We start from the raw sequence: 22,830 nt of genomic DNA, 5'->3' as shown, positions 1-22,830 counted from the left end.
ACCCAAAGCGACGGCCCGCGCAAGGGCTGTGCTGGCGCGCGACGACTTCTTGCAAGACAGGGCGATGGGACAGGTGTAAAATTGCAAAAATGGGGGAATAGCGGCAATGGATGGACGGGGGCGTATCGCGGCCGGATCGCATGGGGTGGCGCGCGATCATGGTTTCTATGTCTGGATGGCGCTTGCGATCGCGGTGACCGTGATCGGCGGCTTCGGCTCCTTCGCCCTGCGTGGGCAGGTGGACATCGCGCGCGTGCCCTATTGGGTGCATGTCCATGGCGCGGTGTTCATGGCGTGGACGCTGATCTTCGTTGCGCAGGCCGTGCTGGTGCAGCGCGGGTGGCGCGCCTTGCACCGGCGCCTTGGCTGGATCGCAGCCGGGCTGGCGGTGGTGATGGTGCCGCTGGCGCTGGGGACGGCGGCGATGTCGGTGCGGATGGGCCGGGTGCCGCCCTTCTTCCCCGACACGATCTTCGTGGCGCTGAATCTGCTGGAAGTGTCCGCCTTTGGCGGGCTGCTGATCGCGGCGATCCGCCTGCGCCGCCGGACCGACTGGCACAAGCGGCTGATGCTGTGCGCGATGGTGGCGATGATCGGCCCGGCCTTCGGACGCATATTGCCGATGCCGCTGCTGGGTCCTTGGGGTGGACTGGCGGTGATGAGCGGGCAGTTGTTGTTCGTGCTGGTCGCCATGGTTCATGACCTGCGCAGCCGGGGCAGGGTGCATGCCGCCTGCTGGATCGGCGCGGCAGTGATCGCTATCGAGGGGCTGGCCGTCCCGATCCTGGCCGCGACGCCGCCCGTCATCGCGCTGACGGCCGCGCTTGCACGGTCATAGTTGCATCACGGGCTTGGCTGGGCTAAGGGCGCGTCTGCAATCGGGCGGTTTGCCGTCCGGTCCCTGACATATCCATTGAGCGCGCGTCCGGCAAACGGGTCAGCATCAGGCGCTTTGTATGGACGCTGGTTGGCGAGGTTTCGCCCACCGGCGATTTTGTCGTTTGACGGGAATGCAAGGATTTTCAGGCCCTTGGGCCAATTGAGGTGATGATGTTCGATTCGCTGAGCGATCGTCTGGGTGGGGTATTCGACAAGCTGCGTGGGCGTGGTGCGCTCACGGAGGACGATGTCCGCGCCGCGATGCGCGAGGTGCGAATCGCGCTGCTCGAAGCCGATGTCGCCCTGCCTGTCGTGCGCCAGTTCGTCGATCAGGCGACCGAGCGCGCGGTGGGCAGCGACGTTTTGCGATCGGTCACGCCGGGGCAGATGGTCGTCAAGATCGTCTCCGACACGCTCACCGAAACGCTGGGGTCCGACACGTCGGACCTGATGATCGATGTGACCCCGCCCGCCGTCATCATGATGGTCGGGCTTCAGGGGTCGGGCAAGACGACCACGACCGCCAAGATCGCCAAGCGGCTGAAGGAAAAAGACCGCAAGAAGGTGCTGATGGCGTCGCTCGACGTCCAGCGCCCCGCCGCGCAGGAACAGCTGGCCGTGCTCGGCACCCAGTGCGATGTCGCCACCCTGCCGATCATCGCCGGGCAACAGCCGGTCGATATCGCCCGCCGCGCGCTCCAGTCGGCCAAGCTCCAGGGCTTTGACGTGGTGATGCTCGACACCGCCGGGCGTCTGCATGTCGATCAGGCACTGATGGACGAGATGAAGGCGGTGGCCGATGTCGCCACGCCTGCCGAAATCCTGCTGGTCGTTGACTCGCTGACCGGCCAGGACGCCGTCAATGTGGCGCAGAGCTTCACGGCGCAGGTGCCGCTGACCGGCGTGGTGCTGACCCGCATGGATGGCGATGCGCGCGGTGGCGCGGCGCTCTCGATGCGCGCGGTCACGGGCCGCCCGATCAAGTTCGCGGGCACCGGCGAGAAGCTCGACGCGATCGAGGTGTTCCATCCGCAGCGCGTGGCGCAGCGCATCCTAGGCATGGGCGACGTCGTGTCGCTGGTCGAGCGCGCTGCCGAGAGCATCGATGCGGATGAAGCCGACAAGCTGGCCAAGAAAATGGCCAAGGGTCAGTTCGACATGAACGACCTGCGCGCGCAGCTGAACCAGATGCGCCGCATGGGCGGGCTGGGTGCGCTGGCGGGGATGATCCCTGGCCTGAAAAAAGCGCAGGCGGCGATGGCCAATAGCGGCGCGAACGACAAGACGCTGATCCATCTCGACGCGATGATCGGATCGATGACGCCCAAGGAGCGGGAACGCCCGGCGCTCATCAACGCCAAGCGCAAGATCCGCATCGCCAAAGGCTCCGGCACCACGGTGCAGGAAGTCAACCGGCTCCTGAAAATGCATCAGGAAATGGAAGGCGCGATGAAGAAGATCCGCAAGATGGGTGGCCTCAAAGGGCTGGCCAAGATGTTCACTGGCGGTGGCATGGGCGGATTGGGTGGAGCGGGCGGTCCCGATGGCGGGGCCGGTGGCCCGCCTGACCTGTCGGGTCTGGGTGGCCTTGGCGGACTGGGCGGTAACATGCCCAAGCTGCCGCCCGGCTTTCAGAATTTTATGAAGAAATAAGCAATTTTTCGATTTCAGTTTACGTCAGAAAGGTAAGTTCCATGGCAACGTCCATTCGTCTCTCGCGCGGTGGTTCCAAGAAGCGCCCCTATTATCGCATCGTCGTGGCCGACAGCCGCGCGCCGCGTGATGGCAAGTTCATCGAGCGCATCGGCAGCTACAACCCCGTCCTGCCCAAGGGCGACGAAAAGCGCGTCGTTCTGGACGTCGAGCGCGCCAAGCATTGGGTTGCCGCCGGTGCCCAGCCGACCGACCGCGTTGCCCGTTTCCTCGACGCCGCTGGCGTGAAGGAGCGGATCGTGCGCAACAACCCGAACAAGGGTGTGCCGGGCCAGAAGGCCAAGGATCGCGCCGAAGATCGTGCGACCAAGCTGGCCGAGGCCGAAGAAGCCCGCATCGCCGCGGAGGAAGCCGCCAAGGCTCCTGTCGAAGCGCCTGCCGCTGCCGTTGAAGAAGCACCCGCTGAAGAAGCGGCTGCCGAACAGGCCGAGGGCTGATCCTCTTGACCGACAAGCCCGTCACTCTCGCCGCAATCATCGGTGCGCATGGGGTGGCGGGCGAAGTTCGCCTGAAACTGTTTGGCGAAGGGGTCGAAAGCCTCAAAGTTCATGGCAGTTTCGATGCGGGCGGGCGCAGGCTGACATTGAAGTCGCTGCGCCCCGGTTCCAACGGTGCGGTCGCGCGCTTCGCCGAAATCGGCGATCGCAGCGCGGCCGAAGCCATGCGCGGCACGGCGCTCACCGTCCCGCGTTCCGCCCTGCCGCCGCTGGGCGAGGGCGAATATTATCATGCCGATGTCATTGGCCTGCTTTGCCTGTCGAGCGACGGCGAAACGCTGGGCGAGATCATCGCGATCGAGAATTTCGGCGCTGGCGACATTATCGAGGTCCAGCGGCCGCCGGTGGACGGCAAACCCGGCAAACGCTTCATGGCACCCATGCACGCGGTCACGCTGGACGCGGAGCGGGCGGTGATTGACGCGGCGTTCGTGGAATAGTATATACTTATTGTATATACGGAGGTCCGCGATGGGCGAAGAGTATAAGGCTAAGATTTTCAAATCCGGCAATTCAGTCGCTTTGCGACTGCCCAAGGCGCTTGGCCTGTCCGAAGGCGAGGAAGTCGTGCTTGTTCCCCATGCTGACGGCAGTTTCTCTTTCTGGAAAGAGGAAGATACGCGCGGCATGTTTATGAGCCTCTACGGCAGCATGTCGCACGGCTTCATGCAGGATGGTCGCGGCGATATCGATCAGGATGAGCGGGATTGGGGATCGGCTGGCGACCGGCCCGCAGCCGCCTGAGCCGGACAAATGTATCTGCTCGACACCAATGTCTGTATCGACTTTCTGCTGGGGCGTAGTCCATTGCTCGCAAAGCGGGTCGGACGGGCGTTCGGTACGTTAGCGCTGTCTGCGATCACCGTGGCGGAACTGCGCGTTGGCAGCCGGACGTCCAGCGACCCGCAAGGCGATGCGCGGCGTATCGATAGCTTTGTCGCGGCCCTGCCGGTCATCGCATTCGATGAGGCGGCGGCCACGACCTATGCGCAGGTGGTCCGCACCATCGGCGTTCGGCGCAAGAGTTTCGATCGGCTGATCGGGGCGCAGGCAGTGGCATCGCAACGCATATTGGTGACCCGCAATGAGGCCGACTTCGCCGACATCCCCGGCCTTAGGATCGAGGACTGGACGCGCTGACGTTTTCCGGTTGGCCGGGAACTGGACGCTGCCGCCCCCATCGCCTAAGCGGCAATCATGGCTCAGATCCTTACCGCTCTCTATCTCCTCGCGATGCTGGCCGCTGGCTGGCGGTTGTTCGGCCTTGGCTGGTCGCGCGGCGTCAAGCTGGCGGCGGCGGTTGGGCTGGTTTGTCCGGTGCCGTTGCTGGTGCTGCTGCCGGGCCTGATCCACCCTGAGCGGCCCTTTGCCGACCTGCTGCGCGCCATAGGGCTGGTGTTGCTTGCCTGTGGCGCGCTGTGCCTGGCGGGCGGTGTCTCGGCGGCCTGGCTGCGCGCGCGGCGGCGATGAGCTTTGCCGCGCAGATAGTGACGCTCTACCCGGAGATGTTTCCGGGGCCGCTGGGCGTATCGCTGGCGGGGCGCGCGCTGGCGGAGGGGCGCTGGTCCTGCGCGCCCATCCAGTTGCGCGATTTCGCCACCGACAAGCACCGCACCGTGGACGATACGCCGGCAGGCGGCGGCGCGGGCATGGTGTTGCGGGCCGACATATTGGCGCGGGCGGTCGATCATGCGCTGGAACAGCGGCCAGACCTGCCCGTCATCGCCATGACTCCGCGTGGCGCGCCGATCACCCAAGCCCGCATCCGCGCACTGGCGGACGGTCCTGGCGCAACGATATTATGTGGACGATTCGAGGGGTTTGACGAGCGGATTTTCGACGCCCGGCCGATCGAGCAGGTCAGCATGGGCGACATCATCCTGTCGGGCGGGGAAATGGGCGCTTTGATGCTGCTGGACGCTTGCGTCCGGTTGCTTCCCGGTGTAATGGGCGCGGCTTCCAGCGGGGTGGAGGAGTCCTTTGAAACGGGGCTGCTCGAATATCCGCACTATACCCGACCGGTTGAATGGGAGGGGCGCACGATCCCGCAAGTGTTGCGATCGGGGGATCATGCGAAGATCGCTGCCTGGCGGAAAAGCCAAGCAGAGGTCGATACACGGTCACGGCGGCCGGACCTTTGGGAACGTCACATCGGCGTTCGGGTCCAGTCGCCCTCTGGCGCGCAACGCGACTTGAAGGACTGACGTTTCATGAACATCCTCCAGCAGATCGAGGCGGAAAGCATTGCCGCCCTCGCCAAGGACATTCCCGATTTCCGCCCCGGCGACACGCTGCGCGTCGGCGTGAAGGTGGTGGAAGGCGAACGCAGCCGCGTCCAGAATTACGAAGGCGTGTGCATCGCGCGTTCGAACAAGGGCATGGGCAGCAACTTCACCGTCCGCAAGATTTCGTTCGGCGAAGGCGTGGAGCGCGTATTCCCGCTCTATTCGCCCAACCTCGATTCGATCGTCGTCGTCCGCCGTGGCGTCGTGCGTCGTGCGAAGCTCTATTATCTGCGCGGCCGCACCGGCAAGCGCGCGCGCATCGCCGAACGCCGCGACGTGCGCACCGAGGGTTGATCGCAAAAATCAATTCTTGACAGTTGCAAAAAAGAAACAGGCGGTGGTCCCACGGACTGCCGCCTTTTTCTATATGTTACAAATATTTGGCTGGAAAAATGGTAGCGCTCACTCCTGCGTTTGCGAACAGATTCGCACGACTGTAAAAAAGGGCCATTCCGCCCATAGCGGATTTATGCCAGCCTAACGTTTCCATATGTTGCTGAACAATGTTGCACTGAAACCTAGGGTTTCGGGCAGGGAGACCTGTAACCTGGTTCGGCCAAGAAAAGGCAGAAGCGGAAGGGATGTCGAAAAGGCCTCTGTAAAAGAGACACCAGGGGGCTTTTTTTGATGAAATATCGGGGACTGATTTCGCGCAGCGCCATTGCCGTTGCGCTTCTCTATTCAATGCCTGCGCTGGCGCAGGACGCGACGCCGCAAGCTGCCGCGGACGCGCCGGGCCAAACTATCATCGTTACCGGAACGCGCCGCACCGATCGCACGGTCGCAGAATCGCCGACGCCGATCGACGTCTATTCCGGCGTCGAACTGCAAAAGCAGGGTACGGCGGACATGAACCAGGTCATCCAGAATCTGGTCCCCTCTTTCTCGGTAGCGCGCTACGCCATTGGCGACGGTTCCTCTTTCGTGCGTCCGCCCAACCTGCGCGGCCTGGCGCCTGACCAGACGCTGGTGCTGATCAACGGCAAGCGGATGCATCGTTCCGCACTGGTCCAGATTGGCGCCAATGCGCAGTCGGCCGGCGCCCATTCGGCCGACTTGGCGCAGGTGCCCGCCATTGCGATCCGCGCGGTCGAAGTGCTGCGCGACGGCGCATCGGCGCAATATGGTTCCGACGCAATCGCCGGGGTCATCAACATGACCCTGCGCGACGATACCGACGGTTTTTCCGGCTATGCCCGTTACGGCCAATATTATCGCGGCGATGGTGAAGATTATCAGCTTGCGCTAAATGGCGGGTTCAAGCTGGGCGACAGCGGCTTCATCAACATCAGCGGCGAATATGTGAATGCGGGCAAGACCAGCCGCGGCGTGACCCGTGCGGGCGCGCATCTGCTGGCGCAGGAGCAGCCGACCATCGGCGTGCCCAAGCTGGCGCAGCGCTACGGCAATCCGGCGATGGAATCCTACCGCTTCTTCGTCAATGGCGGCTTTGATCTGGGCGAAAGCTCCATCTACTTCTTCGGCAATTATGGCCACAGCTTCCAGGAAGAAAGCTTCAACTATCGCCAGTCGGTCAATACGTCGGGCGTGGATATTGAAGGCAACAGCTTTGGCAAGAACGGCATTTTCAACGACTATTTCACGGATTTCGACAATACGTTGCCGGGTATCCAGTCGGGCGCTGCGGGTGGCAATGTCTATGCACCCAACAACTATGAAGTCACCACGCGTGATTATACCAAGGTCGCAACCTGTTCCGACCCGTTGGTTCAGAACTGGAGCTGCGTCTATCCCGGCGGCTTCACGCCGATTTTCTTCGGCAAGATCGACGATATTTCCGGCACTGTGGGCTATAAGGGCACATTCGGTTTCGGCCTGAATTATGACATTTCGGGCAGCTACGGCCAGTCGACCCTGCGCTACACGATGAACGGCACGATGAACCCGTCTTTGGGCATCACGTCACCGACGGAATTTTACCTCGGCAAGCTGGAACAGCGTGAAACCCTGTTCAACGCGGACTTCAGCTATCCCTGGGAAGTCGGTTTCGCCAGCCCGGTCACGATCGCCTTTGGCGGCCAATATTTCCGCGAAGCCTATGAATTGGGTCTGGGCGACCAGCCATCCTGGGCGATCGGCCAATATACCGGCAATCTGGTTTTCCATCAGGACGGCACCCCGGTCCTGAATGCGGACGGCACCCAATTGTCGGTCGCGTTGCCAGTCGGGGCCAATGGCTTCCCCGGTTACGGCCCGGCGATTGCGGGCGAAAGCGACCGCAATTCCAAGGGGCTGTACATCGATATTGAAGGCGATATCACCGAACAGCTCTCCTTCGGTATTGCGGGCCGTTACGAACATCTGTCGGACTTTGGCAATTCGACCACCGGCAAATTCTCGGCCCGCTATGCCGTGGTGCCGGACGTCGTGGCGCTGCGCGGCACGGTGGCGACCGGCTTCCGTGCGCCGACGCCAGGGCAGGTCAACAGCAGCAGCATCGCGACCGGCTTCAACCCCGGCAATCCCAATGCGATCGAATCGATGACGCTGCCGGTCACCAGCCCGGTTGCCGCCTTCCTGGGCGCGACGCCACTGAAACCCGAAGAGTCGGTCAGCTTCTCGCTGGGCACCGTGTTCACGCCTGCACCCGGCTTCACCCTGTCGGTCGACTATTACAACATCAAGGTGAAGGACCGGATCGGTACGTCCGGCACATTTGAAATCGCCGATGCGCAGCGGCCGACGCTCCAGTCGCTGGGCCTTGCCAACTATGCGACCGTCAATGAAGTGCAGTTCCTGACCAACGCCTTTGATACCCGCACCCAAGGTGTCGATGTCGTCGGCAGCTATCGCTTCGCGACCGACAGCATGGGTACATTCAACACCACGCTGGCGTTCAACTATAACAAGACCAAGGTCATCGCGCGCGATCCGGCAATCGTATCCGACGTCCGTGTCGCCCAGCTGGAAAAGACCCTGCCCAAGACGCGCGTGATCCTGACCGAAAACTGGAACAGCGGTCCTTTCTCCGTGCTGGCGCGCATGAACTGGTACGGCAAATATACCCAGACGGATGACGGCCCGGTCTCGCAGACCTTCGGCAGCGAATTCGTGTTCGACTTCGAAACCAGCTATGAAGTGAACGACAATTTCACGCTGAGCGTTGGCGTGCAAAACTTGTTCAGCAACTATCCTGACAAATATTCGAACACCAAGGGGACGTTGGGTCCGGTCTATGCCTCGACCGGGGGACGCTTCACCGGTGACATTTACCCCGACGTATCGCCTTTCGGCTTCAACGGAGGCTTCTGGTACGGCAAGGTCGGCTTCAAATTCTGATCCGATCCTGACAGGTGAAGGCCGGTCCCTTGCGGGGCCGGCCTTTGCCGTTGCAAAAGATGCCTTGATGACGCGCACCCTGACCCATCGCCCCGCCACCTTGGCCGACGAACCCATGCTTGCTGCGCTGATGCGGCAGGCGATTGACCAGTTGCAATCACCCTTCCTGACGCCCGATCAGGTGCGGGCCAGCCATGCCTTCATGGGGCTGGACAGCCGCCTGATCGCCGATGGCACCTATTTCGTGGTGGAGGAGGGCGACGCGATTGCGGGCTGTGGCGGCTGGAGCCGGCGGGCGACCGCCTATGGTGGCAATCACAGTGCCGGGCGCGATGACCGGCTGCTCGATCCGGCGACGGAGGCGGCGAAGGTTCGCGCGATGTACACGCACCCCGACCATGTCCGCAAAGGCGTGGGCACGTTGGTCCTGTCCCTGTGTCAGGCGGCGGCGCGGGCGGAGGGCTTTGCCGCGCTGGAATTGTCCGCCACTCTGGCGGGCGCGCCGCTCTACCGCAGCTTCGGCTTTGTCGATGTGCGTCCGTTCGAAGATAGCGGCGTGCCGATGATCCTGATGCGCAAGGCATTGGACTGACCGACGGCGACCTCAGTGATATTGCACCAGCACATTGAAACTGCCGCGATAGGTGCCAACCGCCTGGTTGGCGCGGACCTGCAACGTGCCGAAAATCTGGAACACCGCTTCGCCCCCGTTCAGGCGGATGAAGGAATGGGACCGGCTGAGGCTGGCCGCTATCCGGTTGCCCGCTGCATTGGTCAGGTCCACTGACGACCGGTCGAGATCAATTTCTACCCGCTCGTTTGGCCGCCCGGAGATGGTAAAGGAGGCCGCGCTGGCGCTGCCCATGCAGACCAGCCCGCTGCTGCACGTACGGCTATTGTCGGCGCGCACCCGCACGACGCCCGGCTGGGCAGGCACCGCCAATTGGCCGAAATTGAGATCGCTGGTCTTGGTGACGCGCAGGCCGCTCAATATGGTCGCGCTGGACCCGCCGGTCGCTGGCGCAGCCTTTGCCATCGGCGCGGTGGCCAATGTCAGTATCATGCTGGCAGCAAGGGCAAGGCGTCGGATCGTCACCCGACCGGCTTTGCCACGACATGGTAAAGCCGGGATTAACGCTGTTTGTCAGCGATCCGGCAAGCTGTGCTGGCGGCTGGTCCACCATAGCCCGCCAAGGCTGATGAGCGCCGCCAGCGACATATAGAGGCCGACCAGCCCGACACCCTGCGCGCCGATCAGCCAGGTGGCAACGATCGGGGCCAGCGCGCCGCCGATGATGCCGCCCAGATTGAAGGCGAAGGATGCGCCGGTATAGCGCAGCTGGATCGGAAAGAGGGCGGGCAGATAGGCACCGAGCGGTCCGTAGATGAAGCCCATCATGAAGAGCGCAAGGCTGAGCGCCACGAAGATCGGCAGCAGCGCCCCGGTGCCGATCATCGGGCCAAAGACAAGTCCCATCACGACCGTGCCGACGCAGCCCCAGGCAAGCGCAGTGGTGGGGCTGGTGCGGTCGGCCCACCAGCCGGCCAGGATGATGCTGGCCGCCATGAACAGGATCGCGCCCAATTGTATGGCGAGGAAGATTTCCCGGTCGATTTTCAGCGCGGTGGTGCCGTAGCCCAGCGCAAAGGCGGTGGCGATATAATAGACCGCAAAGCAGGCCGCGCAGGCGAAGGTGCCGGCGATCGCCGCGCCCAGATGCGAGGATAGCAGGGTGGCGAGCGGCACAGCGGGCGGCGGCGTTTCTTTCTGCGCAGCGGCAAATTCGGGGGTCTCGGTGAGTTTGAGGCGGACCCACAGCCCTAATATCACCAGCACGGCGCTGCCCAGGAAGGGGAGCCGCCAGCCCCAGGCAAGAAAATCCTTTTCGGTCAGCAACGCGCCCAGTATCAGGAACAGGCCGTTGGCGGCGATGAAGCCGACGGGTGCGCCCAGTTGCGGGAACATGCCAAAGCGCGCGCGCCAACCCGGCGGGGCATTCTCAACCGCCAGCAACGCCGCGCCGCCCCATTCGCCGCCCAGCCCGAAACCCTGGCCAAAGCGCAGCACGCACAGGATCAGAGGCGCCCAGTAACCGATCATCGCATAGGTCGGCAGGAAACCGATCAGCAGGGTGCAGCCACCCATCAGCATCAGCGACGCGACCAATGTCGCCTTGCGCCCAACGCGGTCGCCATAATGGCCGAACACCGCAGCGCCAACAGGCCGCGCGAAGAAGGCGAGGGCCAGGCTGCCATAGGAGGCCATCAGTTGCGCAGTGGGCGAGGAGGAGGGGAAGAAGAGCGAGGGGAAGATCAGGCTGGCAGCGGTGGCGTAGATATAGAAGTCGTAAAACTCCACTGCCGTGCCGACCAGGCTGGCGGTCAGCACGCGCTTGTGCCGCCACATTTCGCCGATGCCGCTCATTTGCGCCCCCGCACCCGCCATCCTTACGCCCTCCGTTTCTGGTTCAGCAGTTCATAGGCCATCACGGCGCAGGCCACCGCCGCGTTCAGGCTGTCGGCCTTGCCCCGCATCGGCATCTTGACCAGCAGGTCGCATTCCGCCTCGTACGATTCCGGCAGTCCCTGCGCTTCATTTCCGACCAGCAAGAAGGACGGGCTTTGGTAGCGTGGCTCCTGATAATCGTGGGTGGCCTTCAGGCTGGTGCCGATCAGTTCGCCCGGCCCCTGCCGCAGCCAGTGCATGAACTCGCCCCAGCGCGCCTGGGTGATCGACTGGGTGAACAGCGCACCCATCGACGCGCGTACCGATTCGACCGAGAATGGGTCGACGCAATCGTCGATCAGGATCAGCCCGCCAGCCCCCACCGCGTCGCCGGTGCGCAATATCGTGCCCAGATTGCCCGGATCGCGCAGCGATTGCGCGACGATCCAGATGTCCGCCGTGTTGCGGTCCAGCTTTTCCAGCGGGGTCAGCCGGTCGCGATAGACGCCGACCACGGCCTGCGCATTATCCTTGCCGCTGATCTTGGACAATATGTCGGCGGATGTTTCGATCACGTCGCCGCCCGCCGCCTCCATCGCCGCGATCAGGTCGATCGCCAGCGGGTGGGTGGACCCGGCATGGAACAGCATTTCGGGCAGCACGCCTTCCTCGCGCGCTTCGGTCAGGATGCGCAGGCCCTCGGCCAGAAACAGCCCCTCGGCCTTGCGATATTTCTTTTCGCGCAGGGATCGGACGCGCTTCACCAGCGGGTTGGAAAATCCGGTGATTTCGCGTGCCACGTTGCGTCTGTTCCTGATCGGCGGATGAAGCGGCTTCTCTACCGGTGGATTGCATAAAAGGACAGGGGCAAGGGCCGCTTCGGTTCAGTGATGGATTTGCCGCCGTTTTTTTGCGAAGGGACAGGGCATGAACCCAGACGCCCCTGCGCCCACCCGTATCGAGGATGGCTTTTTCCTAGCCCTTGTGCTGATCGTGTCCATCGCCTTCGCGCTGGTGGTCGAACCCTTTTTCGCGGCGATATTGTGGGGGGTGATTGCGGCGATCCTGTTCGCGCCGGTCAACAAGCGGCTGCTGGCGGCCATGCCGACCCACCGCAACAGCGCAGCGTTGATCACCCTGCTGCTGATCATCGGCATCGTCATCGTGCCGGCCATCGTGCTGGCCATGGCGCTGTTGCAGGAAGCGGCCTATTTTTACGGCAAGATCCAGTCGGGCGAGATCGACTTTGCCCGGCTGTTCGCGCAGGTGCAGGCCAGTCTGCCGGGCTGGGCGACCCGCTGGCTGCGCGACTGGGGATTGACCAATTTCGACGCGGCGCAGGCGATGCTGACGCGCGGCATCACCAGCAGTTTCCGCACGCTGGCGACCCAGGCGCTGGTGATCGGCCAGAGCGCTTTCGGTTTCCTGATGGCACTGGGCGTCATGCTCTATCTCGCCTTCTTCCTGCTGCGCGATGGCGAGGATCTGGGTCGCCGCGTGGTCGATGCGGCGCCGTTGCGCGCCAGCCAGCGGCAGGCGCTGATCCACCAGTTCGTCGTCGTCATCCGCGCCACGATCAAAGGAAGCATCGTTGTCGCCATCGTTCAGGGGCTGATCGGCGGCATCGTGTTCGGGATGCTGGGGATAGAGGGCGCATTGTTGTGGGGCGTGTTGATGGGCGCCTTCTCGCTGCTGCCCGCGATCGGCACCGGCCTCATCTGGGTGCCGGTCGCCCTGTTCCTGTTCGCCACCGGGGCGATCTGGCAGGGCGTCGTGCTGGTGCTGTGCGGGGTGCTGGTGATCGGCATGGTCGACAATGTGCTGCGCCCGGTACTGGTCGGCCGCGACACGCGCATTCCCGACTATGTCGTGCTGATTTCGACGCTGGGCGGGATCGAGATGTTCGGCTTCAACGGCATCGTCATCGGTCCGGTCATCGCCGCGCTGTTCATCGCGACGTGGAACATCTTTACACGGATGCGGGGTGTGGGTGACGTGGGGCAATAGGGCGGCAGGTTACATCCGTTCGGGCTGAGCTTGTCGAAGCCATCCACTGAGCGGAGCGAAGTGCCTCCCTGCGGTCGGCTGAGCCCTTCGACTTCGCTCAGGGCGAACGGATATTTTTACTCTTCCCCGAACTTGTCCTCGACCAGACCCACCAGCTTCCCCAGCGAATCGACCGCTTCCGGGCCGGTCGCCTTGATGGTGATGCTGTCGCCCATCGCCGCGCCCAGCATCATCAGGCCCATGATCGACGTGCCGGTCACGTCGCTGCCATCTTTGCTGACGATGATGTCGGCGGGCAGGCCGCTGGCCAGGGTCACGAACTTGGCACTGGCGCGGGCGTGGAGGCCGCGCTTGTTGCTGATAAGGACTAACTGGCTGACTTCATTCATGTGGTGCTGCCCAACAGTTCCGACGCGACGCTGATATATTTCTGTCCCGCCTCTCGCGCGGCGGCGACGGCGGCTTTCACGTCCATCACCTTGCGCGCGCTTTCCAGCCGGATCAGCATGGGCAGGTTGATGCCCGCGATCACTTCGATCTCGCCTGCCTTGAGCAGCGAAATCGCCAGATTGGAAGGGGTGCCGCCGAACAGGTCGGTCAGCAATATGACGCCGCTGCCGTCATTGACGCGGGCAACCGCGGTCGCGATGTCGGCGCGGCGCAATTCCATGTCATCCTCCGGCCCGATGCAGATCGTTTCGATCTGCTGCTGCGGGCCGACGACATGTTCCATCGCGACGACAAATTCGGTCGCAAGCGACCCATGGGTGACGAGTACGAGTCCGATCATGTGCTTTTGCGGCCCACCTGCTTCATGATATTGCTTTCGGGCCTCCCGGTGGGCGCTTCTCCAGACTATCCTGTGGCGCCGATTCCATATTGCGGTGCGAGACCGTGGGCGAAAAGCCCGCATCTTGCAAGTATCTGGCGACACGTTCGGCCACATGGACCGACCGATGCCGTCCCCCGGTGCAGCCGAACGCCACCGTAATATAGGCTTTCCCCGCTTCCGCGTAGCGCGGCAGGACGATTTTGAGCAGTTCCTCGATCTTGCCGACCGCCTCCTCATAGGCCGGATCGGCGACGATATAGGCCGCGACGTCCGCATCCTGCCCCGTTTTGGCCCGCAGCGCCTCGTCCCAATGCGGGTTGCGCAGGAATCGCATGTCGAACATCAGGTCGGCGTTGCGCGGCATCCCGCGCGAAAAGCCGAAGGACAATATGGTCAGCACCGGGTCCGACAGCCGCTCGCGCGAAAACCGGTCGCGAATTGCCTGCTGCAGCGCGTTGCTGGAGAAGCTGGTTGTGTCGATCACCTGTGTGGCCCAACGGCGCAGCGGCTCTGTCAGTTCGCGTTCGCGCGCAATTCCGTCGGCCGCCGGGCGATCGAGCGCCAGCGGGTGCCGCCGCCGCGTCTCGGCAAAGCGGCGTTCCAGTTCGGTGCCGGAGCAATCGAGGAACAGGGTTTCGACATCATGGCCATGCTTGTCGCGCAGCGCCTTGATCCGCTGGACGATGGCGTTGGCGTCGAACCCGCGGGTGCGCGCGTCGATGCCCAGCGCCAGCGGCCGGTCGTCCGCGCCCGCATGTCCAGCGGGCAGGGGGGTGTCGAGCAGCCGGTCGAGCAGCACCAGCGGCAGATTGTCCACCACCTCCCATCCCATATCCTCCAGCGTTTTCAGCGCCGTGGTCTTGCCCGCGCCCGACAGGCCGGACAGGAGGAGGATGGACTTGGGGTGGGATTGGGTCATGGCGTGCCTGATCCCTGACCTAGCGTCCGCAGCGCCAATTCGACCTTGATCGGGGCGGAGACCTCCAGCGGCGCGATCTTGACCACCCGCACGTCCATCCCCGCCACCGAGCGCATCAGCGGCTCCAGCGGCATCCGATCCACCTTGTCGAACAGATCAACCAGCAGCGCGACCGGCACATCAGCGACATGGGGCATCGCCACGATGCCAAGCCCGCGCACCTCCATCTTGCCGACGATCGTCACGGGCGCGGTGGCGACCAGTTGGCCGTCCACCCGCTTGACCAGCGTATAATCGTCGCTGATCAGCACCGCCCCTCGGTCGATCAGCCGCAGCGCGAGGTCGGACTTCCCGATCCCGCTCACCCCGCATAACAAAATCGCGCGGCCACCAATGGCCACGCTGGTCGCATGAAGCGTCTCGGATGAAAGGGCGCGCGGCATATCTGTTCCGCTTGTAGAACAGACTGGGGGAAAGTGGGAACGGGTTTTTGGGGCGGCGGCGTGCCAGTGTGGGGCGGCGAGGGGGCCGGTCGTGCAGGGGCTTCGCCATTGCGGCGCAGGGCGGGATCCAGGGTAGTGTGCGTGACACTGGATGTTGACTTTAGTTACGCTGCCCTTCGGGTCGTCAGCATGACGGGAAGGGGTGGAAAGCGGTCGTTTCTGGTGTAGCCTTACCGTATGCGATCCCACTTTGAATTTCGTTCACCTGACCTGCTAACCCGCAACGACGAAGCCGTGCCATATGGCAAGCCAGTTGCCGAAATGCTCGCGACGCAGCTTCCGGCATATGGCTATGAAGTCGAACGTATCGTGCAGGACGATTGGGGCTGGCTCGTTCGCTTAGTCAATCCATCTTTCCCGCTGTGGATCGGTTGTGGCCACTACGAAGAGTACCCCGATGGCCACCTCTGTTTCATCGAGCCTTCACGGCCATACGTTCGACGTTGGTTGAAGCGGGTTCCCACCGCTGAGATTGTCGAGCGGCTGGCAACCGCGCTTGAAAAAATCGTCCGCGATAGCGGGCAGGCAACCGATCTTCATTGGTGGACCGACACCGAAGCAGGTACGGGCTGACGTCCGCTGGTGGTCGGCTTCCTGCCATTCACCACCGCCGTCATCCTGACGGAAGTCAGGATCTATTGGCTCTACCTATGCGTCCAATCACGGCCGTTGCGTGAATGGATCCCGGATCAAGTCCGGGATGACGGGGGAGTGCGGACGCGACGCTCCAACACAGAAAAAGGGCGGCACCTTTCGGCACCGCCCCATTATCCGCCAGCCATAAAGCCAGCCCGTTCAGCTCCGTATGAAACGAAGCATCCCGATTACTTGAGTTCGACGGTCGCGCCGGCTTCTTCAAGCTGCTTCTTGACCTTCTCGGCCTCTTCCTTGTTCACGCCTTCCTTGATCGCCTTGGGCGCCGACTCAACCAGGGTCTTGGCTTCGGTCAGGCCCAGACCGGTGATGGCGCGGACTTCCTTGATGACGTTGATCTTCTTGCCACCGTCGCCGGTCAGGATCACGTCGAATTCGGTCTGCTCTTCAGCAGCCGGAGCAGCGGCAGCGGCCGGGCCGGCGACGGCGACGGCGGCAGCGGCGCTAACGCCCCACTTTTCTTCCAGCGCCTTCGACAGGTCGGCGGCTTCGAGGACGGTCAGGGCCGAAAGCTGTTCGACCAGTGCGTTGATGTCTGCCATGATATTTTTCCTTCTGAACGGGGTGAACCCCGCAATATGTTGAAACGATTACAGGAAGCTGGTTGCAACCGATCAGGCCGCTTCCTTCTCCGCATAGGCGTTGAAGACACGAGCGAGCTGCGAAGCCGGCGTCTGGATGACGGTAGCGAGCTTGGTTGCCGGCGCCTGGATGAGGCCGATAATCTTTGCACGCAGTTCGTCCAGCGAGGGCATCGATGCGAGCGCCTTGACGCCCTCTGCATCGAGCAGCACACCGCCCATTGCGCCGCCAACGATCTCAAGTTTGTCGTTGGTCTTGGCGAAATCGATCACCACTTTGGCGGCGGCAACCGGATCGGCCGAGGTGGCCAGCGCAACCGGGCCGGTCAGCATGGAGCTGATCGTTTCGTATTGCGTGTCCTTCAGCGCGATCTTGGCGAGCTTGTTCTTCGTAACCTTGTAGGACGCGCCCGCTTCGCGCATCTTCTGCCGCAGGACCGTCGACTGTGCGACGGTCATGCCCAGGTTGCGTGTGACCACGACAACACCCAGGTCGGCAAAAGTAGCGTTCAGCGTGGTGACGACCTCAGATTTCTGATTACGATCCATGCCATTCTCCACTTCATGTCCACCGGAAAGCCCGATGAACGGCAAAAACCCGCGTGCAAGCACACGGGATGTTAGTCCGAAGGGGAGAGATCGACTGGCCGTTCGTCCGTTTAAAGGAAGGCGGCAGACCCGAAACAGGCCGATATGCCCTGTCCGGTAAAGAACTTTTCCCCGTCTAGGCTGGAGATTAAGAGGGGCACATTCCCCTCACCAACTGTCTCGGACGGTGAACCCACAGGGGGTTCGCTGCGGGGCCATTAGCGGGGAAGGGGCGCGATGTCACGCGGAAATTCCTTACGCCGTTCGCCCTGAGCGAAGTCGAAGGGTTCCGCCGAGCGAAGCGAGGTGCCTTCGCCTCCGCTCAGGTGAAGGCTTCGACTTCGCTCAGCCCGAACGGATGATGCCTTAAACCCTGTCCGCCTGCACCACTGTGTCGAGCGCGCGCAGGGCGGACAATATCCGCATCAGATGCTGGGCGTCGGCGACTTCCAGGTCGATGATGTCGGTGTGGAACGGGCCTTCGCGGTTGACCAGTTGCAGGTTGAGGATGTTCGCCTTGGTCGCGCCGAACACGTTGGTGACCGCCGCCAGCGCGCCCGGCTGGTTCTTGACGATGACCTGCAATCGCGCGGTGCCGCCCTTGGACTTGCTGTCCCAGGACAGGTCGACCCAGTCGTCATCCTGCCCCGCCTCCAGCGTGCGGCAGTCGATGGTGTGAACCTCGATCGGGCCGCCGGTGCGGCGGATGCCGACGATGCGGTCGCCCGGCACCGGGTGGCAGCAATCGGACAGGCTGTAGGCGATCCCCGGCGTCAGCCCGCGGATCGAGATGGGCGCGTGCTGGCGCGGATGGGCTTCCTCCATGCCGGTGCCGGTGGTGGAACCGGGGACCAGCGCTTCCATGACTTCCGAATCGAGCAGGCGATGGGTGGCGATCGCGACCATCAGCGCGGCGCGATCGTCCAGCTTCAGCCGCTTGAGCGCGGCCTTGAGAGCCTTGTCGCCCAATTCGCTTGCCAAATCATGGGAGAAGCGGCCGACAATCTCCTCATAGAGTTTCTCGCCCAGCGCGACTTCCTCGCCGCGCTGCTTCTGCCGGATATAGCGGCGGATCGCCGCGCGCGCCTTGCCAGTGATGGCGAAGGTCAGCCAGCCGGGCTGCGGTTCCTGCCCAGCGGATTTGAGGATTTCGACCTGATCGCCATTTTCCAGAGACGTGCGCAGCGGCACGACCCGGCCGTTGACCTTCGCGCCGACCGTCTGGTTGCCGAGCGAGGTATGCACCGCATAGGCGAAATCGACCGGGGTCGATCCCTTCGGCAGCTGGTGCAGCTCCCCCTTGGGGGAGAAGGCGAAGATGCGGTCCTGATACATCGCCATGCGCGTATGTTCGAGCAGCTCGTCCGCGTCCTGACTCTGTTCCAATATCTCGACCAGATCGCGCAGCCATGCCGCATTCTGGTCGGTCGCATCGCCCTTTTGCTTGTAGGCCCAGTGCGCCGCCAGCCCCAGTTCGGCGTCGTTGTGCATGTCGCGGCTGCGCAACTGCACCTCGATCCGGGCATTGTCCTGATGGATGACGGTGGTGTGGAGCGAGCGGTAACCGTTGCGCTTGGGGGTGGAAATATAATCCTTGAACCGGCCCGGCACCATCTTGAACGTCTGGTGGATGACGCCCAGCGCGCGGTAACAGTCCGCCGCGGTCTCGGTAATCACGCGGAAGGCCATCACGTCGGTCAGCTGTTCAAAGCTGATATGACGCTCCTGCATCTTCTTCCATATCGAGAAGGGATGTTTTTCGCGCCCCGATACGGTGACCGGGATGTTCGATCCGCCCAGCAGCAATTGCAGTTCCGCGCCGATCCGGTCAACCTTGTCATGGCCGCCTTCCTTCAGCTGCTCCAGCCGCTTGGTGATGCTGGCATAGGCTTCCGGCTCGATCTCGCGAAAGGCCAGCAGCTGCATTTCGCGCATGAAATCATACATGCCAATCCGCTCGGCGAGCGGCGCATAGATATCCATCGTCTCCTTGGCGATGCGGCGGCGCTTGTCGGGATTTTTGATGAAGTGCAGCGTGCGCATATTGTGCAGCCGGTCGGCAAGCTTGACCAGCAGCACGCGAATATCGTCCGACATGGCGAGCAGGAACTTGCGCAGATTTTCCGCCGCCCGCTCATTTTCGGACATGGCTTCGATCTTCGACAGCTTGGTCACGCCATCGACCATGCGCGCGACGTCGGGGCCGAACGCGGCCTCTATCTCCTCATAGGTGACCAGCGTGTCCTCGATCGTGTCGTGCAACAGCGCGGTCACGATCGTCTGGTCGTCCAGCCCGAAATCGGTGAGGATGCCCGCCACCTCGATCGGGTGGCTGAAATAGGGGTCGCCGCTGGCGCGCTTCTGGCTGCCATGCTTCTGGACCGAAAAGACATAGGCGCGGTTGATCATCGCTTCATCCGCGTTGGGATCATAGCGTTTGACGCGCTCGACAAGTTCATACTGGCGTAACATCGTTTCCCGATTGTGTGGGAAGTGCCTTGCGGCGCAACAAAAAAATCCCATTCGCCCTAAATACACAGCGCTTTTGCAAGTCTGGCCGCTTTGGGCTATCTAGTCATGATCATGAAACATAATCTGGCCCAGGATCTCGAACAATGTGCGCTTCCCGCCGCGCTGGAGGCGATGGGGGAGCGATGGTCCTTCCTCATCCTGCGTGGCGCCCTGTCGGGAATCCGCCATTTTGAGGAGTTTCAGTCGACGCTGGGCATCGCCCGCAACATATTGGCGAACCGTCTCTCCCGACTGGTCGAAAATGGCATCATGCTGCGGCAGCCGATGCAGTGCGACAAGCGCAAGGTGGAATATCGCCTGACCGAAAAGGGACAGGAACTGGCCCCCGTCATGATCGCGCTGCGCCAGTGGGGCGAAAAATGGGGCTGCGGCACCGTGTCCTGCCAGGTGCTGGCCGACCGGCGCGATGGCTTGCCGATCCGCAGGGTCACGATACAGGCGCATGATGGTCGCGTGCTGGAACTGAGCGATCTGGTGTGGCTGTGCCCGGATGAAGTCACGCCGATGGCGGAGGAACCCGCTGCCGCCGCCTGACGGGCGGGCGCAGCAGGGGATAAGCCGCGGCGGCTTCACCCGTCGGCTCAAATCGCCTAGGCTGCCCGTAATGTCTGTTCATCCCTTTCAGCCCCAGCCCTTTTTCGCGGACAAGAATCGCGCTTTCTGGAACCTGCAATCGCTGGGCTGGGCTGGCGCGTTCCTGCTGCGCGGATCGTCCACCATCGCCAATGGCCAGCCGCTTTCCAGCCTGGTTCCGGTGCTGATATCGACCGTTACCGGCTATTCGGTGACGCTGCTGATCGCGGTGATGTTCCGCTTCCTGCTCCGGCAAAAGCCGATCATCACCTGGGGCGTGTCGATCCTGACGGTTGTGGTCGCGGCGGGACTGGTCGCCTTTATCGACGCCTGGGTATTTTCCACCCAGAATAAGGGTAGCGAAACGGCCGGGCTGCAACTGTTTCTGGGCGCGTTCTACCTGTCGATGACGCTGCTGGGCGCATGGTCCGCCCTCTATTACGCCATCAACTTCTATCTGACGGTGGAGGAGCAGGCGGATCAGCTGCTCCATCTGGAAAATCAGGCGTCGAGCGCGCAGCTGGCGATGCTGCGCTATCAACTCAACCCGCATTTCCTGTTCAATACATTGAACTCCATCTCGACGCTGGTGCTGCTCAAGCAGACCGACCGGGCGAACGCCATGCTGTCGCGCCTGTCCTCCTTCCTGCGCTACACCCTCATCAACGAACCGACCGCGCAGGTGACGATCGAGCAGGAGATAGAGACGCTCAAACTCTATCTGGAGATTGAGAAGATGCGGTTCGAGGACCGGCTGCGGCCAGTATTCACCATCGACCCGGCGGTCGGGCAGGCGCGGCTGCCATCGCTGCTGCTCCAGCCGCTGGTCGAAAATGCGATCAAATATGCCGTCACGCCCAAGGAGGAAGGCGCGGAAATATCGGTCAGCGCGCAGCCTGCCGGTGAAAATGTGCGGATCGTCGTATCCGACAGTGGGCCGGGATTGAATGAAGGCGGAATGAAGCCACACATTCCCGTCAGCGAAGGGACGGGCGTTGGCCTGCCGAATATCCGCGACCGGCTCATTCAGGCCTTCGGGGAACGACAGAGCTTTGAAACACGTTCAAGTCCCAGCGGTTTTTCGGTGATCATCGAAATTCCGCTCAATTTGGAAGATTCATCGAAAGTGGCCGCATGACGATCAGAACAATCCTCGTCGACGACGAAAGCCTGGCGACCCAAGGGCTTATGCTCCGTCTGGAAGCGCATGAGGATGTCGAAATTATCGAAACCTGCAACAATGGGCGCGAAGCGATCCGCGCCATCAAGACGCATAAGCCCGACCTTGTGTTCCTCGACATCCAGATGCCGGGCTTTGACGGTTTTTCCGTCGTGCAGGGGATCATGGAAGTGGAGCCGCCGCTCTTTATCTTCGTCACCGCTTACATGGATCACGCGATTCGCGCGTTTGAGGCGCAGGCGGTCGATTATCTGCTGAAGCCCGTGGAAGAGGGCCGTCTGGCCGACGCGCTCGACCGGGTCCGCTTGCGGCTGTCGGACAAGCGGCAGGTGCAGGAAGCGGAGAAATTGCGCGAGGTGCTGGCTGAGGTTGCGCCCCAAGCGATGAGCGATTTCAACGCGGCCGACGAGGAAGGCCCGGCCTCAAATCGCTTCGAGAAGCTTATCAACATCAAGGATCGCGGCCAGATTTTCCGCGTTGATGTCGATTCGATCGAGCGGATCGACGCGGCAGGCGACTATATGTGCATCTACACCGCCGACAACTCATTGATCCTGCGCGAAACGATGAAGGATCTGGAAAAGCGCCTGGACCCTCGCAATTTCCAGCGCGTCCATCGCTCCACCATAGTCAATTTGAGCCAGGTCAAGCAGGTCAAACCCCACACCAACGGCGAATGTTTCCTGGTGCTGGAATCGGGCGCACAGGTGAAGGTCAGCCGCTCCTACCGCGATGTGGTGGCGCGGTTCGTTCACTGATTTCTACGCCGTTTGAAATTGCGGCAACGTTCAAAGTCCGTTCGGGCTGAGCTTGTCGAAGCCTTGTCCTTCTCTTCAAGAAGTGCAGCCCTTCGACAGGCTCAGGGCGAACGGTGGAGGGGTTGTGCAATTCAGGCGATCCCCCGCACAATACGCTATCGAAACACCCATTGCCGGTTCAGCCCGAACATCACCGCGGGCGTCACGAAGATCATCGCCGGGATCGGCGACCATTCGGGCCAGTCCATGCGGGTCACGCATAGCCACACCCACAAGGCGTTGAGCGCATAGCTGACCAGCGACACCGTGACGAAGCGGAAGCCCCGCGCCGCCGCCTTGTCGCGGGTGCCGTGGCCGCGAAAGGTAAAGGCGCTGTGGCTGACATAGCCGATCACCACCGCCGCGCCATAGCCGATCAGATTGGCCAGTTGCGGATGCAGCCCGGCCAGCGCCGCAAGGCTCCAGTAGATGCTTGCCTGACACGCCGTCACGAACAGGCCGGTCACGCCATAGCGGACGATTTGCCAGAAGAGCGCGCGATGTTGCGGTGAAAGTCGGTAGATGATGGCCATGGTCCCCGTTG

At 62.6% G+C, this 22,830-nt stretch carries 27 protein-coding genes; 16 read left to right on the top strand and 11 right to left on the bottom strand.

All coding sequences use genetic code 11. The annotated features are described in order from the left end of the window. The first annotated feature begins 106 nt into the window (after positions 1-106). The 11 genes from KRZ98_RS10640 to KRZ98_RS10590 all read left to right on the top strand — a co-directional run bounded on the left by KRZ98_RS10640 (position 107) and on the right by KRZ98_RS10590 (position 9,266). Positions 107-838, top strand: a complete 732-nt coding sequence (locus KRZ98_RS10640) for a hypothetical protein (protein WP_217673516.1) — start codon at positions 107-109, stop codon at positions 836-838. Between the two features lie 209 nt (positions 839-1,047). Continuing rightward, positions 1,048-2,532, top strand: a complete 1,485-nt coding sequence (gene ffh / locus KRZ98_RS10635) for a signal recognition particle protein (RefSeq protein WP_217673696.1) — start codon at positions 1,048-1,050, stop codon at positions 2,530-2,532. 41 nt (positions 2,533-2,573) lie between these two features. Continuing rightward, positions 2,574-3,029, top strand: coding sequence for a 30S ribosomal protein S16 (rpsP, locus tag KRZ98_RS10630; protein ID WP_217673515.1), 456 nt, complete (start codon positions 2,574-2,576; stop codon positions 3,027-3,029). A gap of 5 nt (positions 3,030-3,034) precedes the next feature. After that, positions 3,035-3,529, top strand: a complete 495-nt coding sequence (gene rimM / locus KRZ98_RS10625; protein ID WP_217673514.1) for a ribosome maturation factor RimM — start codon at positions 3,035-3,037, stop codon at positions 3,527-3,529. 31 nt (positions 3,530-3,560) lie between these two features. Continuing rightward, on the top strand, positions 3,561-3,833 hold the full coding sequence (locus tag KRZ98_RS10620; RefSeq protein WP_217673513.1) for an antitoxin: 273 nt from the start codon (positions 3,561-3,563) through the stop codon (positions 3,831-3,833). A gap of 9 nt (positions 3,834-3,842) precedes the next feature. Then, positions 3,843-4,229: a type II toxin-antitoxin system VapC family toxin gene (locus KRZ98_RS10615; RefSeq protein ID WP_217673511.1), complete on the top strand. Its 387-nt coding sequence runs from the start codon at positions 3,843-3,845 to the stop codon at positions 4,227-4,229. Positions 4,230-4,286: 57 nt separating this feature from the next. Further along, positions 4,287-4,559 carry a hypothetical protein gene (locus tag KRZ98_RS10610; RefSeq protein WP_217673510.1) on the top strand — a complete coding sequence of 91 codons (273 nt, stop codon included), beginning with the start codon at positions 4,287-4,289 and terminating at the stop codon, positions 4,557-4,559. Beyond that, on the top strand, positions 4,556-5,293 hold the full coding sequence (gene trmD, locus KRZ98_RS10605) for a tRNA (guanosine(37)-N1)-methyltransferase TrmD (protein ID WP_217673509.1): 738 nt from the start codon (positions 4,556-4,558) through the stop codon (positions 5,291-5,293). Before KRZ98_RS10610 ends, trmD begins: the two co-directional genes overlap by 4 nt. 6 nt (positions 5,294-5,299) lie before the next feature. Further along, positions 5,300-5,668, top strand: a complete 369-nt coding sequence (gene rplS, locus KRZ98_RS10600) for a 50S ribosomal protein L19 (protein ID WP_217673508.1) — start codon at positions 5,300-5,302, stop codon at positions 5,666-5,668. Between the two features lie 333 nt (positions 5,669-6,001). Then, entirely contained in the window at positions 6,002-8,674 is a 2,673-nt protein-coding gene (locus KRZ98_RS10595) for a TonB-dependent siderophore receptor (protein ID WP_217673507.1), read from the top strand. A 67-nt stretch (positions 8,675-8,741) separates the two neighbouring features. Further along, positions 8,742-9,266 carry a GNAT family N-acetyltransferase gene (locus KRZ98_RS10590; protein WP_217673506.1) on the top strand — a complete coding sequence of 175 codons (525 nt, stop codon included), beginning with the start codon at positions 8,742-8,744 and terminating at the stop codon, positions 9,264-9,266. 12 nt (positions 9,267-9,278) lie between these two features. On the opposite strand, the gene KRZ98_RS10585 is transcribed toward KRZ98_RS10590, so the two are convergent. The 3 genes from KRZ98_RS10585 to KRZ98_RS10575 form a co-directional block, all read right to left on the bottom strand. Beyond that, positions 9,279-9,737, bottom strand: coding sequence for a DUF4402 domain-containing protein (locus KRZ98_RS10585; protein WP_254798233.1), 459 nt, complete (start codon positions 9,735-9,737; stop codon positions 9,279-9,281). Between the two features lie 81 nt (positions 9,738-9,818). Further along, positions 9,819-11,099, bottom strand: coding sequence for an MFS transporter (locus KRZ98_RS10580; RefSeq protein ID WP_217673504.1), 1,281 nt, complete (start codon positions 11,097-11,099; stop codon positions 9,819-9,821). 23 nt (positions 11,100-11,122) lie between these two features. Next, positions 11,123-11,920, bottom strand: coding sequence for an RNA methyltransferase (locus KRZ98_RS10575; RefSeq protein ID WP_217673503.1), 798 nt, complete (start codon positions 11,918-11,920; stop codon positions 11,123-11,125). 127 nt (positions 11,921-12,047) lie between these two features. Here KRZ98_RS10575 and KRZ98_RS10570 point away from each other — a divergent pair, with 127 nt between their 5' ends. Next, positions 12,048-13,127, top strand: a complete 1,080-nt coding sequence (locus tag KRZ98_RS10570) for an AI-2E family transporter (RefSeq protein WP_217673502.1) — start codon at positions 12,048-12,050, stop codon at positions 13,125-13,127. A 116-nt stretch (positions 13,128-13,243) separates the two neighbouring features. Here the strand turns inward: KRZ98_RS10570 and KRZ98_RS10565 are convergent, their stop codons facing one another. The 4 genes from KRZ98_RS10565 to KRZ98_RS10550 are packed head-to-tail and all read right to left on the bottom strand — an operon-like array spanning position 13,244 to position 15,321. Then, on the bottom strand, positions 13,244-13,516 hold the full coding sequence (locus tag KRZ98_RS10565; protein WP_217673501.1) for an HPr family phosphocarrier protein: 273 nt from the start codon (positions 13,514-13,516) through the stop codon (positions 13,244-13,246). Next, complete coding sequence (locus KRZ98_RS10560; protein ID WP_119747856.1) at positions 13,513-13,917, bottom strand: PTS sugar transporter subunit IIA; 405 nt, start codon at positions 13,915-13,917, stop codon at positions 13,513-13,515. Before KRZ98_RS10560 ends, KRZ98_RS10565 begins: the two co-directional genes overlap by 4 nt. 22 nt (positions 13,918-13,939) lie before the next feature. Then, complete coding sequence (gene rapZ / locus KRZ98_RS10555) at positions 13,940-14,878, bottom strand: RNase adapter RapZ (protein WP_217673500.1); 939 nt, start codon at positions 14,876-14,878, stop codon at positions 13,940-13,942. Continuing rightward, a complete protein-coding gene (locus KRZ98_RS10550; RefSeq protein ID WP_217673499.1) occupies positions 14,875-15,321 on the bottom strand; it encodes an HPr kinase/phosphorylase in 447 nt (148 codons plus the stop codon). Before KRZ98_RS10550 ends, rapZ begins: the two co-directional genes overlap by 4 nt. 294 nt (positions 15,322-15,615) lie before the next feature. On the opposite strand from KRZ98_RS10550, the gene KRZ98_RS10545 reads away from it, so the two are divergent. After that, a complete protein-coding gene (locus tag KRZ98_RS10545) occupies positions 15,616-15,954 on the top strand; it encodes a hypothetical protein (RefSeq protein ID WP_217673498.1) in 339 nt (112 codons plus the stop codon). A 251-nt stretch (positions 15,955-16,205) separates the two neighbouring features. Here the strand turns inward: KRZ98_RS10545 and rplL are convergent, their stop codons facing one another. The 3 genes from rplL to KRZ98_RS10530 form a co-directional block, all read right to left on the bottom strand. Beyond that, positions 16,206-16,577, bottom strand: coding sequence for a 50S ribosomal protein L7/L12 (gene rplL, locus KRZ98_RS10540; protein ID WP_006956160.1), 372 nt, complete (start codon positions 16,575-16,577; stop codon positions 16,206-16,208). 72 nt (positions 16,578-16,649) lie between these two features. Continuing rightward, complete coding sequence (gene rplJ / locus KRZ98_RS10535) at positions 16,650-17,165, bottom strand: 50S ribosomal protein L10 (RefSeq protein ID WP_006956162.1); 516 nt, start codon at positions 17,163-17,165, stop codon at positions 16,650-16,652. Between the two features lie 405 nt (positions 17,166-17,570). Further along, positions 17,571-19,676, bottom strand: coding sequence for a bifunctional (p)ppGpp synthetase/guanosine-3',5'-bis(diphosphate) 3'-pyrophosphohydrolase (locus KRZ98_RS10530; RefSeq protein WP_217673497.1), 2,106 nt, complete (start codon positions 19,674-19,676; stop codon positions 17,571-17,573). 111 nt (positions 19,677-19,787) lie between these two features. Between KRZ98_RS10530 and KRZ98_RS10525 the strand changes: the two genes are divergently transcribed. The 3 genes from KRZ98_RS10525 (at position 19,788) to KRZ98_RS10515 (ending at position 22,247) form a co-directional block, all read left to right on the top strand. Next, positions 19,788-20,270 (top strand): helix-turn-helix domain-containing protein, encoded by a 483-nt coding sequence (locus KRZ98_RS10525; RefSeq protein ID WP_217673695.1) that lies wholly within the window; start codon positions 19,788-19,790, stop codon positions 20,268-20,270. Positions 20,271-20,340: 70 nt separating this feature from the next. Further along, positions 20,341-21,447: a sensor histidine kinase gene (locus KRZ98_RS10520; protein ID WP_217673496.1), complete on the top strand. Its 1,107-nt coding sequence runs from the start codon at positions 20,341-20,343 to the stop codon at positions 21,445-21,447. Continuing rightward, the gene (locus KRZ98_RS10515) at positions 21,444-22,247 is read left to right on the top strand and encodes a LytTR family DNA-binding domain-containing protein (protein ID WP_006956171.1); all 804 of its coding nucleotides are present in this window, start codon (positions 21,444-21,446) and stop codon (positions 22,245-22,247) included. Before KRZ98_RS10520 ends, KRZ98_RS10515 begins: the two co-directional genes overlap by 4 nt. A gap of 155 nt (positions 22,248-22,402) precedes the next feature. Here KRZ98_RS10515 and KRZ98_RS10510 read toward each other — a convergent pair whose 3' ends face one another. Further along, positions 22,403-22,819 carry a GtrA family protein gene (locus tag KRZ98_RS10510; protein WP_217673495.1) on the bottom strand — a complete coding sequence of 139 codons (417 nt, stop codon included), beginning with the start codon at positions 22,817-22,819 and terminating at the stop codon, positions 22,403-22,405. Positions 22,820-22,830: the final 11 nt, after the last annotated feature.

It is taken from the genome of Sphingobium sp. AS12, assembly GCF_019097845.1.
GTDB lineage: Bacteria > Pseudomonadota > Alphaproteobacteria > Sphingomonadales > Sphingomonadaceae > Sphingobium.
The sequence above is the reverse complement of the archived record's forward strand: the minus strand, read 5'-3'. Positions and strand labels throughout refer to the sequence as shown.

What these genes read in the sequence shown, in the direction of transcription:
- KRZ98_RS10640 (WP_217673516.1), top strand. Translation starts at nt 107, where the DNA reads ATGGATGGACGGGGGCGTATCGCGGCCGGATCGCATGGGGTGGCGCGC.
- ffh (WP_217673696.1), top strand. Translation starts at nt 1,048, where the DNA reads ATGATGTTCGATTCGCTGAGCGATCGTCTGGGTGGGGTATTCGACAAG.
- rpsP (WP_217673515.1), top strand. Translation starts at nt 2,574, where the DNA reads ATGGCAACGTCCATTCGTCTCTCGCGCGGTGGTTCCAAGAAGCGCCCC.
- KRZ98_RS10620 (WP_217673513.1), top strand. Translation starts at nt 3,561, where the DNA reads ATGGGCGAAGAGTATAAGGCTAAGATTTTCAAATCCGGCAATTCAGTC.
- KRZ98_RS10615 (WP_217673511.1), top strand. Translation starts at nt 3,843, where the DNA reads ATGTATCTGCTCGACACCAATGTCTGTATCGACTTTCTGCTGGGGCGT.
- KRZ98_RS10610 (WP_217673510.1), top strand. Translation starts at nt 4,287, where the DNA reads ATGGCTCAGATCCTTACCGCTCTCTATCTCCTCGCGATGCTGGCCGCT.
- trmD (WP_217673509.1), top strand. Translation starts at nt 4,556, where the DNA reads ATGAGCTTTGCCGCGCAGATAGTGACGCTCTACCCGGAGATGTTTCCG.
- rplS (WP_217673508.1), top strand. Translation starts at nt 5,300, where the DNA reads ATGAACATCCTCCAGCAGATCGAGGCGGAAAGCATTGCCGCCCTCGCC.
- KRZ98_RS10595 (WP_217673507.1), top strand. Translation starts at nt 6,002, where the DNA reads ATGAAATATCGGGGACTGATTTCGCGCAGCGCCATTGCCGTTGCGCTT.
- KRZ98_RS10590 (WP_217673506.1), top strand. Translation starts at nt 8,742, where the DNA reads ATGACGCGCACCCTGACCCATCGCCCCGCCACCTTGGCCGACGAACCC.
- KRZ98_RS10585 (WP_254798233.1), bottom strand. Translation starts at nt 9,737, where the DNA reads ATGATACTGACATTGGCCACCGCGCCGATGGCAAAGGCTGCGCCAGCG.
- KRZ98_RS10580 (WP_217673504.1), bottom strand. Translation starts at nt 11,099, where the DNA reads ATGAGCGGCATCGGCGAAATGTGGCGGCACAAGCGCGTGCTGACCGCC.
- KRZ98_RS10570 (WP_217673502.1), top strand. Translation starts at nt 12,048, where the DNA reads ATGAACCCAGACGCCCCTGCGCCCACCCGTATCGAGGATGGCTTTTTC.
- KRZ98_RS10565 (WP_217673501.1), bottom strand. Translation starts at nt 13,516, where the DNA reads ATGAATGAAGTCAGCCAGTTAGTCCTTATCAGCAACAAGCGCGGCCTC.
- KRZ98_RS10560 (WP_119747856.1), bottom strand. Translation starts at nt 13,917, where the DNA reads ATGATCGGACTCGTACTCGTCACCCATGGGTCGCTTGCGACCGAATTT.
- rapZ (WP_217673500.1), bottom strand. Translation starts at nt 14,878, where the DNA reads ATGACCCAATCCCACCCCAAGTCCATCCTCCTCCTGTCCGGCCTGTCG.
- KRZ98_RS10550 (WP_217673499.1), bottom strand. Translation starts at nt 15,321, where the DNA reads ATGCCGCGCGCCCTTTCATCCGAGACGCTTCATGCGACCAGCGTGGCC.
- rplL (WP_006956160.1), bottom strand. Translation starts at nt 16,577, where the DNA reads ATGGCAGACATCAACGCACTGGTCGAACAGCTTTCGGCCCTGACCGTC.
- rplJ (WP_006956162.1), bottom strand. Translation starts at nt 17,165, where the DNA reads ATGGATCGTAATCAGAAATCTGAGGTCGTCACCACGCTGAACGCTACT.
- KRZ98_RS10530 (WP_217673497.1), bottom strand. Translation starts at nt 19,676, where the DNA reads ATGTTACGCCAGTATGAACTTGTCGAGCGCGTCAAACGCTATGATCCC.
- KRZ98_RS10525 (WP_217673695.1), top strand. Translation starts at nt 19,788, where the DNA reads ATGAAACATAATCTGGCCCAGGATCTCGAACAATGTGCGCTTCCCGCC.
- KRZ98_RS10520 (WP_217673496.1), top strand. Translation starts at nt 20,341, where the DNA reads ATGTCTGTTCATCCCTTTCAGCCCCAGCCCTTTTTCGCGGACAAGAAT.
- KRZ98_RS10515 (WP_006956171.1), top strand. Translation starts at nt 21,444, where the DNA reads ATGACGATCAGAACAATCCTCGTCGACGACGAAAGCCTGGCGACCCAA.
- KRZ98_RS10510 (WP_217673495.1), bottom strand. Translation starts at nt 22,819, where the DNA reads ATGGCCATCATCTACCGACTTTCACCGCAACATCGCGCGCTCTTCTGG.